Here is a 13,638-nt window from a genome sequence, read left to right as displayed (position 1 = left end):
CCTTAAGACGGAGGTGAGTTTATGTTAAATCGTGGATTGACTACTGCTTTACTTGGTATAGGAACTGCGCAATTTCTTAAAGTCCCCCTTTACTATGCGGAAACAGGACATTGGGATTGGAAAAAAACGTTTGGGTCTGGTGACATGCCAAGTTCCCATTCATCAGCTGTCACGTCACTTACTACATATGTGGGTATGAAGAAAGGTATTTCTTCCGTAGACTTCGGTATTTGCAGTATTTTTGGACTTATTGTCATGTATGATGCAATGGGAATACGTTGGCAAGCTGGGCAAACAGCGATCGCAGTAAATGATTTATATGAGCAGGTCGAGCATTTCGCTGACAAACACCCTGATATAAATTATAAAAAACAAGAAAAAGAATTAAAGGAAATGCTAGGCCATATGCCTATTGAAGTCCTTGGTGGAGCAGTACTAGGAGTGGCAATCGGGGCATTTAGTCATTTTTTGGAAAAGAGGAAAGATACAAAGGCTTAGAGAAGCTGTGATTAGTTTTCTAGAGTACGTTGAAGCTGGAGCGAAAAGTTAATGATCGCTTCAGTTTTTTTGTGTTTTAGTGACTGTTCACTATTAGGGCTTTAGCTGTGTGATATAATGATATAAAAAGCTTAAGTCTAGTAAAGTGAAACTTCAATCAGTGGGGGTTTTCATTCTTCCCCCACTGATTGTTAGTTGAACGAATCGGGGTGTTAACGACCGTTTACTCCCACTTTTCACTTCATGTTTTGAAGTGGGAGTCTTACGGACGGTTACTCCGGGATAAATGGGTGGTGTTTATTGTGAAGGAAAAGGTCACTAGTTTTGTAAAAGACTTTCTGTGGATAAAAGATACCAGCTTTGCTAATATCACACTTGATCGCTTAGAACAAAAAATGAGAGAGGCGACCTTTGAACGTGGCTTGATCAAAGGGTTGCTTTTAATTTTTGAAAAGAGGATACAAGAACAAGGAGAAAGAGCATTTCAACATTGGCTTGTTAACCTCCATTTTAAATGCCCTGATGAATTTCAAAATGAAGAGAAGGCTATTCAAATCTATGATACTTACTATCTTTGGTTGGAAAATGAAGTAACTAAACTAGAAATAGAAACAAAATTACGTTGGGAAGAGCAAACCGAGGATATTAAAGGATTAGATGAAAAGGCAAGAAAAACACAATTAGTTATAAGACACAGATTATCAGAAATCGTTTTAGAATTGATGTAATGATTATTTGTTGTTAGCACGTCATCTCGCATAGATGATGTGCATTTTTACTTGGAGTTCTTCTGCTTTTTGACGTTCATCACCCCTATGACGTGCATTTTTACTGCTTCTCTTCTCTCTTTTGCACGTCATCTCCCTTATGACGTGCATTTTCACTACTTCTCTTCTCTCTTTTGCACGTCATCTCCCTTATGACGTGCATTTTTACTGTTTCTCTTCTCTCTTTTGCACGTCATCTCCCTTATGACGTGCATTTTGATTGTTTCTCTTCTTTCTTTTGCACGTCATCTCACTTATGACGTGCATTTTCACTACTTCTCTTCTCTCTTTTGCACGTCATCTCCCTTATGACGTGCATTTTCACTACTTCTCTTCTCTCTTTTGCACGTCATCCCCTTCATGACGTGCATTTTTACTGCTCCTCCTCTCTCTTTTGCACGTCACCTCCTTCATGACGTGCATTTTCACTGTTCCCCTTCTCTCTTTTGCACGTCATCTCCCTTATGACGTGATGACCTCCATCACCCCGATGAAATGCAGTTCACCCGGGACTCTCCCAACCTTTGCAGTTCATCGCCCCGGCTGACGGATCAGTAGGCTACTCTTAAATACTGTCAGGATTTTTTCCTGTTCGATCATTGCAATCCATGGCATCAATCGTATGCATTTCTTCTTCTGTCAATGAAAAGTCGAATACATTTGCATTAGCTGCAATTCGTTCTGGTTTAGTTGATTTTGGGATGGTAATAATGTCATGTTGAATATTCCAGCGTAAAATCACCTGTGCTGGTGTCTTACCATATTTCTCTCCAATTTCGGTAAGAGTAGGATCATCAAGCAAGCGCCCACGTTTTAATGGTGCCCATGCTTCCAGTTGAATGGCTTCTTTTTTACAGTACGAATGAAGAGCTGTCTGGGTGAGGTGTGGATGGTATTCGACTTGATTCACAACAGGTTTCACCTCAGCATTTTCGAGTAAATGTTCGAGATGTTGTTGATGAAAATTGCTCACACCGATCGCGCGCACTTTCCCTTCGTTATACAATTCCTCCATTGCTCTCCATGTCTCGATATAGAGATCTCTGACTGGCCAATGTATTAAATATAAATCCAAGTAATCTAAACCTAGTTTTTGCAAACTTCTTTCAAATGCTTGCTTTGTTTCATGATATCCTTGTTCATCATTCCAAACTTTTGATGTCACAAAGATATCCTCTCTCGGGATACCGGAGTCCCTTATTGCCTGACCGACGCCCTCTTCATTTTCATAATAGGATGCTGTATCAATACTGCGATATCCATGCTGCAATGCAGCCTCTACAGCCTCTACCACTGTTTTTCCGTCCTCTACTTTATATACGCCAAGTCCAAATCCCGGCATCTTCACACCATTATTCAATGTTACAGTATCCTGCAAACTTGTGATCATGCATATCCTCCTCAAAGATTGTATTATTCTACCTTCATTGTATAAGAACTAGTCAGAAAATCGCAAACGTTTACCGAAGTGTCAATCCTACAGAAATGGGGTATAAATAAGTTATTACACGAACGAACTTAGAATATGGAGTGAGCTATGATACAGGAAATTTTTAACTCAAATCTATTTATACTTATTGTTTCACTTCTATTAATCTGCAGTATTCTGGCAGTTCAATTTTCCGTGAAAGTAAATGCTCCATCACTGCTTTTCTTTATTGCGCTTGGTATGATTGCAGGCAGTGACATACTAGGAATTATAAATTTTAATAATCCGGAAGTTGCCCAACTTGTTGGGATGATGGCTCTCGTAATCATCCTATTCGATGGTGGGATTCAGACACAGTGGAAAAATATACGACCTAACGCTGCACCCGCAGTCTCGTTAGCTACTGTTGGTGTGCTGATAACGAGTTTGCTTGTTGGTGTTGCAGCTTATCTTCTTTTTGACCTGAGCTGGCCAGAGGCGATTTTATTGGGGGCTCTTGTTGGTTCTACAGATGCTGCAGCGGTTTTTGCTATGCTAGCAGGAAGAAATATTACAAATAGACTAGAAGCTACATTGGAAGGAGAATCTGGTGCCAATGATCCAATGGCAGTGTTTCTAACTACGGCATTTATTTCGATTGTAAACCAGGAAGGAACAAGTTTTTTTGGATTCATTGGTCAATTCCTATTACAAATGGGTGGTGGCCTGTTAATTGGCTTGTTAATCGGGAAAATTGCCAGCAAGTCTCTTTATCGAATTAACCTCTCCTCAAGTGGTTTGTATCCACTACTAGCTATATCATTTGCTTATTTGACCTACAGTGTTGGTTCATTATTGAACGCAAGTGGATTACTTGCTGTATACGTTGCTGCCCTCGTAATAGGAAATTCTGGTTTAAAACAACGAAGTCCAATTTTACGATTTAACGAGGGGTTCAGCTGGATTGCCCAAATTGTGTTATTCGTCTTACTCGGATTGTTCGTCGCACCAAAAGACGTGTTCAGCTTTGAGATTATAGTGAAAGGGTTAATTTTATCCCTTACTTTAATGCTTATTGCACGTCCTGTTGCTACCTTTCTTTCTGTGGCAGGGATGAAGTTTAAATTTAAAGAAAAGCTCTTTTTATCTTGGGCTGGTCTGCGCGGCGCGGTCCCCATTGTGTTGGCATTATTTCCGCTACTAGCCGATTTAGCCAACAGTGCTTTATACTTTAATATCGTATTCTTTGTTGTGTTGACCTCAACGCTTGTCCAGGGAACTACCATACCTAAAGTTGCCTCCATGCTAGGTCATGTGTCATCTTCTACTACGAATCCAATCTATACAATGGACCTTCTTTCCATTGGGAAAACAGAGCTTGAGGTAGCAGAATTTCAAATTGCAGAGCATAATAATGCAGCAAACAAGAAGATAAAAGAACTTAACCTTCCTGAAACGGTTAATATTACCTTAATTTTGCGGAAAGGAGATACTGTTCCTCCGAGTGGTAATCTTACCTTAAAGCCTGGAGACACGTTATATATGCTCCTGCAAGGGGATGAATTAAAGGCAGTAGAAGAAATCTTGAAGGCTGAGGAACAGTAAGGAAGAGGTATAGCAGAACTAGGAATAAAACTTAAAACTGAGGACACACTTATAAACTAGTTAAAATATTCCCATCTGAGAATATTTTTGTATAAACGAGTTTAGAAAGTGGTGTGGAAATGGTTGAATTCTTGAAAGAAATGCTCATAGTACTGGGAAGAATCATTACTATTTTACCCCTATTATTATTCATCACCATATTTATGGGAAAGCGAGCGATTGGGCAGTTGCCTATATTTGATTTTTTAATTATAGTCACATTGGGGGCTGTTGTTGGTGCAGATATCGCGGATCCTAGTATTAAACACCTTCCAACTGCCGTCGCTATAATTGGGCTTGGGGTTCTACAAAGAGTTGTAGCAAATTGGAAAATATCCAATCGGAAAATAGGGAGATTCATTACATTTGAACCTACTGTTATTATCCAAGATGGAAAATTACTTAATAAAAACCTAAAAAGTATTCGCTATTCCATTGATAATATACTTCAAATGCTTAGGGAAAAAAATGTTTTTGATATGAATGAAGTAGAGACAGCGATTATTGAATCAAACGGGTCATTAAGCGTACTTAAAAAACCTCAAAAAAACACAGTAACCTTAGAAGATATGAACATTGTCAAAACAACCTCTACTATATCCTATCCTGTTATTGTAGAAGGAACAATTTACTCGGAGATCCTAAATGAATTTAGTCTTAATGAAGCGTGGATTAACCAGCAATTGTCCGATCAAGGAATTCATAATATAAAGGATGTTTTCTTTGCTTCAATAAATAATAGTCATGCGTTACACATTACTTTAAAAGATGAAAGAGGCTTAACTATTCCTCCAATAAAACACTAAATTATAAAGTGAAACTGCAATCAGTGGGGGGTTTTTTTCATCCCCCACTGATTTAGCATACATAAACCATCTTCAAAAACTCGTATGTACTTCCATTTGTATCCTGCATAAATCTGCCTGCCTCTTCAAAGCCAACCTTTCTGTAAACATTAATAGCTCTTTGGTTAAATACTGCAACAGATAAAGTTATCTTTTTAGGATTATAATTTGCTCTGACGAACGCTAAGCCTGCTTTTACAAATTCTCTTCCTATTCCTTTTCCAGTTAAATTAGGTTTCATACCTAATCCAATATCCACAATATAATAATTAATAGATTGTGCTGAAAAAAAGGCGACTAATTCCCCCTCGGACCTAACGGAAAAAACGGAATTCCCCCTTTTGATCGGGTCTAAAAACAACTCGAGGTCCTCTTTATCTGCAGTAATATCATAAAAGGAGTATATTCCATCATACTTCCAGTTATATGCGATATGCTCTGCTTCTCGTTGTGTCATAACATGAAATGTAAACTTCATGTTATCCTTCACTTTCTGTTGCAGAAAGCGGGCTATGTGCGCCTTCGTTCAACATGCCATAATGAATAAGGTCTTCGTAACGATTTCCTTTTCTCACGTGTTCTTTAAGGATCCCTTCCTCTTTCATCCCTATTTTTTGCAAAACCCTTCCAGATGCAGGATTTGTACCGAAGTAACGCGCAAACACTTTATGTAGCTTTTTTTCCTCAAACGCAAACTGTACGATTGCTTGCGCTGCCTCTGTCGCATACCCCTTCCCCCAAAAAGGCTCGCCAATCCAATAGGCGATTTCTCCATGCTGGAATGCTCGATTATTCGAGAGTGCGATCGCGCCATATAACTGTCCATTTTCCTTATCCGTAACAGCAAACTCATAGGACTTATCTGCGATAAAGCGCTCGCGGTGAGGCTCCATCCATGTCAAAGCATCCTCTACGGAATACGGATAAGGAAGGTATAGTGTGTTTTGGTAAATATTAATATTATTACAGAGCTCTGCTATCGTTTCTGCATCAGACTTTTCAAAAAGTCGTAGCAGTAACCGTTGCGTCGTAATCGTTTTATGTTGTTGATCATAAAGCATAAAGTCCCCCCTCATGACAAATCTTTTTATTTTAAATAAACCTGCAATGTAACTTTGTTATTGCCGTAAGACCAAACCGAATTTTCAACTACTAAATTAGAGCTAAAGGCTTCAACCCATACCTGTTTTGCATGTAATAATGCAGTTAATTGAGCAGAATTAAGCTGTACCTCTTCAATTTGTTCTGTCTTTTGAAAAACAAAGACGACACAAATACGATCTGCTTGATTTGCAGCAACCTCCATTATCCTACCTCCTTATTTTGGTTTACTGGGCTTGATGTTTTCCACTTGATTGCCGTTACAACCCACCAAAAAATCAAGTAACCGTATAGAGCGAATATAAAAATTGCCATGATATCGCCTTTTACGACGTTTTGCATTATGTATTCAAATTCATTTACTCCCGCTCCCCTCCCGATGAGGTAAAATATTGTGGCAATTGGTGTAATAATGGCCATAGCCAAGGCAGGGTACGCTAAGTCTTGCATACGTTTCTTACTAATACTCCATATTGCCATTCCAATCGTGGATAAAATGAATAGACCATAAGGCCACACCAACCAGCTTGGCAGCGATTCCCACATACCAGCACCCCCTGATTAAGTTGCAGTAAAATTAATTCTAAGTATACCATATTTTGTATTTGTTAGAAAATTACCAATTTAATTTAAGACGAAGAAAAAGCAAGGAAAGTAGCCTCCCTTGCTTATACTTATTTATGCCTGCCACTATGCTCTGTTTTAATTAATGTGCTTTCGGTCTTTGTTTCATCATGGACATCACAATAATAAACGACCACCTTGATATGATGGATGATCTGGCAGGTCCGTGTGTGACGCATGAAATTTTTCCAATAGGTAAATTTATGATCGCCCCCGTCCACCTTTTCTATATATGTATCCTGTACTTGCCAATTATGTTCCTTTTCTTCCGCTGGTCTAGTTGATCCATCCTCGATTTCTGCATGGGTAATTTCTCCACTTAAAAGAATAAAGAAAATCCCAGCCAGCATTAAGCCTCGCTTCCACATATCATCAGCCCTTTTAAAAATTTCGATTACGCTTAGTTATTTCCTGACTGATGAAAAACATACATAGGTTACGCCATCACTTTACTCAAAAAGGCCGTATTTGGTTTTGAACCGTTTTATAATTTTTATCCAAGCATTACTAAACAATAGCAGAAAAACAACATTAGAAATGGCATGCGCTAAGTCAAAATAAAAGCTAGCACTATAATATAAAAGAATTTCTTTCCAGCTTATTTGATTGATCATACTAACGACAAACCAAAGATTCATGAACCAACCGAATAAAAATCCTATCAAAAAGCCATAGATACACCTGCCTAGCATCTGCTTCATAAACAATGTGTTGCGCAGTAGCCCTGCCATTAACCCAATCATTCCCCAGGCGTACATTTGCCAAGGAGTCCAAGGACCTTGACCTAAAAATAAGTTGGAAACAATCGCGGCCAGCACGCCAATTACGAATCCACTTTGTGGACCTAACACAAGTGCTGCTGCAATAATTACAAATGTGGTTGGTTGTACACTTGGTAATGAAGCAAAGGGTACACGACTAACTGCTGCAATTGATCCTAGAATGGCAAGCATGACAAGCTCTCTACTCGTTAGTTTCTGTTTCGAGAAACGATACATAAAAGGTATAAAAGAAACACCCATGATAAGCAGACTAACGAGCATATAGTGTTTGTTTATAACAAGAGGAAAGCAACAAAGTAAAAGCAATAAAGTAAAACTTAGGATGAGGAGGACTTTTTTTGAACGTGCCAATTGTCTTTTGCCTCCTCCATTGTTATGACAGGTGTTGCTGAAGTTTTCCTGCTGATTCGGTTCATAACTGTGGTATAATACGTGTTCGCTTTAAAAAAGTCGCTTGTACTCTCTGTTATGGACACATCTCCTTGAAAAAGCATACTGCACCTTGTCGCATAGTTTGCAGCAAATTCCACGTCATGTGTCACCATCACAATCGTTAACCCTTGGTTCCTCAGGTCACCAAGCAAATCACCAAACATTCTTTTGGAAAAAGGATCAAGACCTTTTGTTGGCTCATCGATTAGCAAAATCGCAGGATTCTCAAGAATTGTGCCAAGTAAGGCAGCCTTTTGTAGCTCACCACCACTTAAATCAGCTGGATGGCGATCTTTTAATGCTGTCAGACCAAATTTACTTAGTAGATTATGTATCTGCGCTTCTCCATTTTCCTGCTTATGTTTTTTTATGATCTGTTTGTATTCCGCAATCAGTGTATCCTCAAGAAAATAGAGTGCTGGATTTTGTGGCAAATAACTAACTGCCCCGCTTTCCAGCTTTTTTGTTTTTTCTCCATTGATAACTATCTTCCCATGCTGCTGTCGCAAGATTCCTGCTATAACTTTTAATAAAGTAGATTTCCCCGTACCATTGGCCCCAAGGATAGCCAGTAACTCTCCCTTCTTGACTGTAAGTGACAGGTTATGAAGAATAGGAGACGTGTTCCGTTTATATTGAAAGTCAATTTCATTTAACGTTAAATAAGGAGCAGAATGTTCTTCTATTTGGGAGATCTCTCGTGAGTCAACATGTTTAGTCCGAAGCCAATCCCTGCCTTCTCTAACAGTAATCGGGATATTTTCAGGTATCACCTCTGATTCATAGTGCAGAAACAATCTAGAGGAACTTGGTAAAAAATACTGCAAAACAGGATGATCTTGAAGCATGGCTACCGCTTCACGTGGCTGTTCATCCATCTTTTTCATACCCTGATCTAATACAAGGACACGATCAGCTACTGCAAATAGTTCCTCTAAGCGATGCTCCACCATCAAGATAGTCATGCCAAACTCTCTGTTTAATTGTGCCAGTGTCTGGATAAACTCTTTAGCTGCAATAGGGTCTAACTGAGCAGTAGGTTCATCAAGCAAAAGCAAGTCTGGATCTAGTAAAAGAACGGACACTAAATTCACCATTTGTTTTTCCCCACCAGATAGTTCGCTCGTTCTTTTATTAAGCAAGTGACTTAATCCAAAGTAGTGCGTCATCTCTGCAACTTTCTTACGCATCACAGCCGTTCGATAGCCTTTATTTTCCATACCGAAAAGAAGCTCTTCCATCACGTTTTCCATCACGATCTGATTTTCCGGATCTTGAAAGACGATGCCAATATCTTGAGGAGGTGTTTCGTTATGTAATGGTTCCCCTTTATAAAACATGGTCCCTGCCAATTGGCCATGTGGCGCAATTTCTTGTTTTATGAGATGGAGCAGGGTTGATTTTCCACTACCTGATGCACCACACATTACCACGAACTCTCCTTTATGTATGTGAAAATCCACATTCCTTAATGCGGGTGTTTCCTCCAATGGATAAGTAAAGCTTATATTTTTTGCAGATAATATTTCCATTTCGCTACTTCCTTTCCTTCAGCCCATACCGGAAAAGCGAGTAACAGGGCCCAATTAGCTAGAAAAAGACATTCTCGTTGCTCTAACTTTGTGGTTTCCAGCACAGGTAGCAATGACAGGACGCTATCTTCAAGCCACCAACCAAAAATCATTAAACACCCTGTGATAAGAATAAACAGCAATGCGTATGCGTCCTGCTTTTTCATTGGAAAGGCTTGATAATGGCTACGCTTTTGTTGGCCGTATCCTCTTGCTGACATAGAATCGGCAGTTTGTATGGATTGTTCGAGTGACCCTGTTAGCAGTGCCTGTAAAAAAAGCATTCCGTTTTTCACCCGTTCCTTCAAGCTTCCTTTTGTGACTGAAAATCCTCTTACCTTCTGTATCTCTTCTATTTCCATTAAGCGTCTTTTTAACAATGGGACAAAACGTACAGCAAGCATACTTAAGAGCGCCCATTGCGGAGAAATGCGAGCAAATATGTATAAAAAGCGATCCTGGGTAATAATTTGATTCAGACTAATAAATGCAAGTAGAATCCCTACTAATGTGAATGCGATCATGATTCCCTGTATGACTGCTTCTAGCATGACTTGATTCTCAAATAAATAAAATAAAATATGATTTCCTCGTCGGTTGAAAATTGGTGTTAAAATAAGAATAAAAGCCGCCAAAGTGAGAATCATCCCAAGCCAGCTTTTCAATTGCCTGCCTTTATCAAAAAGAAATTGGGTGCAGAGAAGGAATCCTACCCCTACCATTAAAAAAATGGGATGTTGTGAAAGCATAAATCCAATGATGATCACGACATAGTAGAGGAGCATAACAGCAGGGTGGAAAGAGCGTACCCCTCTTAGGCTCATCCTCCCGCCCCGCTTTCCTCTAAGTAATTGGTTGTATAAAACCAGTAAATCGTTTGTCCCTCCGCTACCGGCGTTGCACCAACACCTTGTTTAATCAACGCACCATCAAGCCGAATCATCCAACCACTATTTTGCCCTTCATCGAATTCATACAGATTATCAATTCCTTCAACATATGCACCGGCATTTGCGCCCCTTACACTTAGTTGGATACCTTTTTGCTTTAGTATTCTTCGCGTAATATCGAGAATTGTGTCCCCTTCCTTCCTTTCCACCTTTGTTTGGGGGACGATTTGCCCTTTTACTTCACGTGCATCAATCGAAAAGTTGACATAGGAGGAAGGCTGTTCAGGCTCTTTCTTTGGGGGTGTTTTCTCATCGTCCTTGTCTTCCTTATCATCCTTTTTATCAGGCTTCGCTTCTGACTTTGTCTGTTTCTTTTGCGCAGGCTGGTTTGTTGGTTCTTTTTTCTGGCGGTCCTGTTGTTTCACGGAAGCTGTTCCTTCGTTTTCACTAGTAGGTTTTTCTTCTTGCGACGTTTTATGGGAGTCTGTACTCGCTGAATTGTTAGCTTGTTCCTCTTGTTGATTTGTTTCTTGGCCAGATTTTTCTTGAACTGTTGCTTTTTCGTTCTTCTCCTCTTCAGGCTCCGAATCCTGTTTCGCTTCTTGTTGCTCTCTGTCTACGGCGATGATTGCCTTTTCTTGGAGTGCTGTTTTCTTTTCCGTCAGTACATTTACAGTATCTTGTTGCTGTCCATTAACAGGCGTAACCTCGTCCTTTGCACAACCAAAAGCAATGAAAACGATAAGAACCAACATGAACATCATATTTATATATTTTCTCATACGTTTTTCCCTCCTTGGTTAGACAAACAATCGGGTAACCTAACCGATTACCCGATGTTTGTATGTTACATACTTTGACGTGCTTGGCGTTTTCTTAAAAACAGGAGGATAGAACCACCAATCAACAGGAGCACTCCTCCAGTTGCTAGGAGATTAAAAGTATTTGTTGATGTATTTGGTAATTTTTCTCCAGACGCATTTGTTTGAACATCGCCTGTTTTCTCTACCTCCTTAGAGTTGTTGTTTTGGTCATCTTTTGGGTTATTGTCTTTTTTAGGAACTTGCTCTTCATTTGGATCTTCGTCGTTCGGTTCTTCTTCTTTTGGTTTATCGTCTGTTTCTGGCTGCTCAGGATCTTTTTCCGGGTTTACTGGTTCCTGTGGTTCTTCATCCACAGATGCTGCAAATTGATACACCGAGCCACTTCCATCTACTAGCTTTTGATAGGCAACAAGTGCTAACAATGCTTGCTGTGTCGAGATACTTCCAGATTCTCCATCTAAAAGATGACTGTATCCTCCATCAGCCTGTTTAAATTTAAGTAAGTGCTGTAAAAGGTTCCCACCTTCTTTCGTAAACTGTGGAGATGTTGGGTCTACTCCAACTGCTGCTAATCCAATGATTGCCTGTGATACGGACTCACTAGAGTCTCCTCCATTAAATTCAATATCATAGCCGCCTTCTGTATCTTGTTTTTCTGAAAGATAGGTTACAGCTTTTTCGATAGCTGCTTCCACTTTGGGATCATCCTGGTATGGAGCGAGCGCCGCTAAAGCCATACCCGTAATATCCGGACTAGCAGTGGGTCCGAAAAATGACCAGCCGCCCGTTCCCAATTCGTTATCTAAAACACTTGTAATAAGTCGTGTGCGGAAATCCTCCGACACGTCAAAATCACCACTATCTATCGCGAGTAAACCATAGATCGCTGCATTAATAGCGGGGGCTTCCATCGCAGTATGGGATTCCAGTTTTTCTGCTAAATTATAGCCATTGACCGCAGTGGCATCTTTTCCAGCTGCACTAAGCGCGATAATGATTTTTTCAAGGTCAAAAACATTTCTGAATTTGCCCTCGTTTTCATCAAGCAAGGTTTCAACACTTTTCACATAACTATCAGGGATGTCACGGTTTGTATGGGCAACACCCCAAACCCACCATTCACTGTGATAGCTTAAATCAACGGATGCTGTATCCATATAAGAAAGGATGCCATTAACGTTAGTTTGGATTTCCTTTAAGTTGATTGCTGGTGTTTTCTTATCTGCAGGTGTTTTGGGTTCATCTTCGGTTTCTGCAGGAGGAGTTTTTTCCTCCTCTGGTTGTGCTTCTTCCTCTTCTTCAGGTGGTACATATGTTGTGACACTTAATTGAAATTCTTGTCCTTCTTGCATGGTGTAGTTTGCCATGCTGCTAGATAAAGGCTTGTTGTCTACCGCGATATTCCAGTAATCATTAGGACCGAGTTCCGTTTCACCGATATTATTTAAAAACGTGTAGTATGTATCATCTACGGATATGTCTAGGCTTACTTCTTCTCGTATTGCGGCCTGGTATAGCGCATCGTAAGCGCTAGATCCACTTGCAATTGATATTTCTCCTTTTATGATAGCGTTGTCATTTATATCTGTGGCTCGTATTTTCACAGACACTTCAGGGGAAAAATCATTCAAATCCCTGACTGCGAATAAAATATTATCGCCATTTTCCACTTCAAAAGAGGAGGCACCTACCTCCGCTGCCTTCCCATTTACATTAAAGGACCAGGCATGAGAGTCACCTTCCAACTCTTCACCAATGCCGGTTATATAGGCTCCGAAATCACTTTCTTCATAAAAAATGTCCTCGTCACGTTGCTCTCCAGCATCAAGTAAGACATCAAAAGCCATGTCTCCTTCTTCTATTTCAACTGCTGTTAGGGGTAGTACTTCCTCGCCGTTTTCATCAATTGCTTTTATCGTAACACCATTATCCAATGTGGCTGCATGCATAATTAACGGCTGCATGAACGTTAAGTTTCCGATAATCAGTAAAAAACTTAGCAAACATACAACAGATTTCAGCATTCTGTTTTTCATTTCTCAACCTCCTCGTTTACTATCATTCTAGTACGCTATACTCCATATACGTCCGCTAATAAAGCGCATTCACTAGTTCTTAGCGAATGCCCCAGACACTGTGCTGATCCATGGCACAAAAAATACACCTCTTCCCGAAGAGATGTATGCGTGACGTAGCGTATTAAACATTTTATGTATACAGAAAGCTCTATGCTGTATAATCCGCTGACACAC

The 13,638-nt window shown here is 39.9% G+C and carries 15 protein-coding genes; 4 read left to right on the top strand and 11 right to left on the bottom strand.

What is annotated here, in order from left to right:
- Window positions 1-21 precede the first annotated feature (21 nt).
- On the top strand, window positions 22-498 hold the full coding sequence (locus BN985_RS07335; protein ID WP_042222183.1) for a divergent PAP2 family protein: 477 nt from the start codon (window positions 22-24) through the stop codon (window positions 496-498).
- Window positions 499-800: 302 nt separating this feature from the next.
- The gene (locus tag BN985_RS07330) at window positions 801-1,226 is read left to right on the top strand and encodes a hypothetical protein (RefSeq protein WP_042222181.1); all 426 of its coding nucleotides are present in this window, start codon (window positions 801-803) and stop codon (window positions 1,224-1,226) included.
- A gap of 604 nt (window positions 1,227-1,830) precedes the next feature.
- Here BN985_RS07330 and BN985_RS07325 read toward each other — a convergent pair.
- Window positions 1,831-2,655: an aldo/keto reductase gene (locus BN985_RS07325; protein ID WP_042222179.1), complete on the bottom strand. Its 825-nt coding sequence runs from the start codon at window positions 2,653-2,655 to the stop codon at window positions 1,831-1,833.
- Between the two features lie 147 nt (window positions 2,656-2,802).
- Between BN985_RS07325 and BN985_RS07320 the strand changes: the two genes are divergently transcribed.
- Together BN985_RS07320 and BN985_RS07315 are read left to right on the top strand one after the other, a co-directional pair.
- Window positions 2,803-4,278 carry a potassium/proton antiporter gene (locus BN985_RS07320; RefSeq protein WP_042222178.1) on the top strand — a complete coding sequence of 492 codons (1,476 nt, stop codon included), beginning with the start codon at window positions 2,803-2,805 and terminating at the stop codon, window positions 4,276-4,278.
- A gap of 119 nt (window positions 4,279-4,397) precedes the next feature.
- The gene (locus BN985_RS07315) at window positions 4,398-5,123 is read left to right on the top strand and encodes a DUF421 domain-containing protein (RefSeq protein ID WP_042222177.1); all 726 of its coding nucleotides are present in this window, start codon (window positions 4,398-4,400) and stop codon (window positions 5,121-5,123) included.
- Between the two features lie 52 nt (window positions 5,124-5,175).
- Here the strand turns inward: BN985_RS07315 and BN985_RS07310 are convergent, their stop codons facing one another.
- The 10 genes from BN985_RS07310 to BN985_RS07265 form a co-directional block, all read right to left on the bottom strand.
- Complete coding sequence (locus BN985_RS07310; protein ID WP_042222176.1) at window positions 5,176-5,640, bottom strand: GNAT family N-acetyltransferase; 465 nt, start codon at window positions 5,638-5,640, stop codon at window positions 5,176-5,178.
- A gap of 1 nt (window position 5,641) precedes the next feature.
- Complete coding sequence (locus tag BN985_RS07305) at window positions 5,642-6,223, bottom strand: GNAT family N-acetyltransferase (protein ID WP_042222173.1); 582 nt, start codon at window positions 6,221-6,223, stop codon at window positions 5,642-5,644.
- A gap of 26 nt (window positions 6,224-6,249) precedes the next feature.
- Window positions 6,250-6,468 carry a hypothetical protein gene (locus BN985_RS07300; protein ID WP_042222171.1) on the bottom strand — a complete coding sequence of 73 codons (219 nt, stop codon included), beginning with the start codon at window positions 6,466-6,468 and terminating at the stop codon, window positions 6,250-6,252.
- Entirely contained in the window at window positions 6,468-6,809 is a 342-nt protein-coding gene (locus tag BN985_RS07295) for a hypothetical protein (RefSeq protein WP_042222169.1), read from the bottom strand. Before BN985_RS07295 ends, BN985_RS07300 begins: the two co-directional genes overlap by 1 nt.
- A 128-nt stretch (window positions 6,810-6,937) precedes the next feature.
- Window positions 6,938-7,255 carry a hypothetical protein gene (locus BN985_RS07290; protein ID WP_156960094.1) on the bottom strand — a complete coding sequence of 106 codons (318 nt, stop codon included), beginning with the start codon at window positions 7,253-7,255 and terminating at the stop codon, window positions 6,938-6,940.
- Window positions 7,256-7,336: 81 nt separating this feature from the next.
- The gene (locus tag BN985_RS07285; RefSeq protein ID WP_042222168.1) at window positions 7,337-8,020 is read right to left on the bottom strand and encodes an ECF transporter S component; all 684 of its coding nucleotides are present in this window, start codon (window positions 8,018-8,020) and stop codon (window positions 7,337-7,339) included.
- Entirely contained in the window at window positions 7,987-9,633 is a 1,647-nt protein-coding gene (locus BN985_RS07280; protein WP_042222165.1) for an ABC transporter ATP-binding protein, read from the bottom strand. Before BN985_RS07280 ends, BN985_RS07285 begins: the two co-directional genes overlap by 34 nt.
- A complete protein-coding gene (locus BN985_RS07275; RefSeq protein WP_042222163.1) occupies window positions 9,606-10,496 on the bottom strand; it encodes an energy-coupling factor transporter transmembrane component T in 891 nt (296 codons plus the stop codon). The genes BN985_RS07280 and BN985_RS07275 overlap by 28 nt, the downstream gene beginning before the upstream one ends.
- On the bottom strand, window positions 10,493-11,344 hold the full coding sequence (locus BN985_RS07270) for a DUF4430 domain-containing protein (protein ID WP_052360638.1): 852 nt from the start codon (window positions 11,342-11,344) through the stop codon (window positions 10,493-10,495). The genes BN985_RS07275 and BN985_RS07270 overlap by 4 nt, the downstream gene beginning before the upstream one ends.
- A 65-nt stretch (window positions 11,345-11,409) precedes the next feature.
- Entirely contained in the window at window positions 11,410-13,422 is a 2,013-nt protein-coding gene (locus BN985_RS07265) for a DUF4430 domain-containing protein (RefSeq protein WP_052360637.1), read from the bottom strand.
- Window positions 13,423-13,638: the final 216 nt, after the last annotated feature.

It is taken from the genome of Oceanobacillus manasiensis (genome assembly GCF_000724085.1).
In the GTDB taxonomy this organism is placed as follows: domain Bacteria; phylum Bacillota; class Bacilli; order Bacillales; family Amphibacillaceae; genus Oceanobacillus_B; species Oceanobacillus_B manasiensis.
The sequence above is the reverse complement of the archived record's forward strand: the minus strand, read 5'-3'. Positions and strand labels throughout refer to the sequence as shown.

What these genes read in the sequence shown, in the direction of transcription:
- BN985_RS07335 (WP_042222183.1), top strand. Translation starts at nt 22, where the DNA reads ATGTTAAATCGTGGATTGACTACTGCTTTACTTGGTATAGGAACTGCG.
- BN985_RS07325 (WP_042222179.1), bottom strand. Translation starts at nt 2,655, where the DNA reads ATGATCACAAGTTTGCAGGATACTGTAACATTGAATAATGGTGTGAAG.
- BN985_RS07320 (WP_042222178.1), top strand. Translation starts at nt 2,803, where the DNA reads ATGATACAGGAAATTTTTAACTCAAATCTATTTATACTTATTGTTTCA.
- BN985_RS07315 (WP_042222177.1), top strand. Translation starts at nt 4,398, where the DNA reads ATGGTTGAATTCTTGAAAGAAATGCTCATAGTACTGGGAAGAATCATT.
- BN985_RS07310 (WP_042222176.1), bottom strand. Translation starts at nt 5,640, where the DNA reads ATGAAGTTTACATTTCATGTTATGACACAACGAGAAGCAGAGCATATC.
- BN985_RS07305 (WP_042222173.1), bottom strand. Translation starts at nt 6,223, where the DNA reads ATGCTTTATGATCAACAACATAAAACGATTACGACGCAACGGTTACTG.
- BN985_RS07300 (WP_042222171.1), bottom strand. Translation starts at nt 6,468, where the DNA reads ATGGAGGTTGCTGCAAATCAAGCAGATCGTATTTGTGTCGTCTTTGTT.
- BN985_RS07295 (WP_042222169.1), bottom strand. Translation starts at nt 6,809, where the DNA reads ATGTGGGAATCGCTGCCAAGCTGGTTGGTGTGGCCTTATGGTCTATTC.
- BN985_RS07290 (WP_156960094.1), bottom strand. Translation starts at nt 7,255, where the DNA reads ATGTGGAAGCGAGGCTTAATGCTGGCTGGGATTTTCTTTATTCTTTTA.
- BN985_RS07280 (WP_042222165.1), bottom strand. Translation starts at nt 9,633, where the DNA reads ATGGAAATATTATCTGCAAAAAATATAAGCTTTACTTATCCATTGGAG.
- BN985_RS07275 (WP_042222163.1), bottom strand. Translation starts at nt 10,496, where the DNA reads ATGAGCCTAAGAGGGGTACGCTCTTTCCACCCTGCTGTTATGCTCCTC.
- BN985_RS07270 (WP_052360638.1), bottom strand. Translation starts at nt 11,344, where the DNA reads ATGAGAAAATATATAAATATGATGTTCATGTTGGTTCTTATCGTTTTC.
- BN985_RS07265 (WP_052360637.1), bottom strand. Translation starts at nt 13,422, where the DNA reads ATGAAAAACAGAATGCTGAAATCTGTTGTATGTTTGCTAAGTTTTTTA.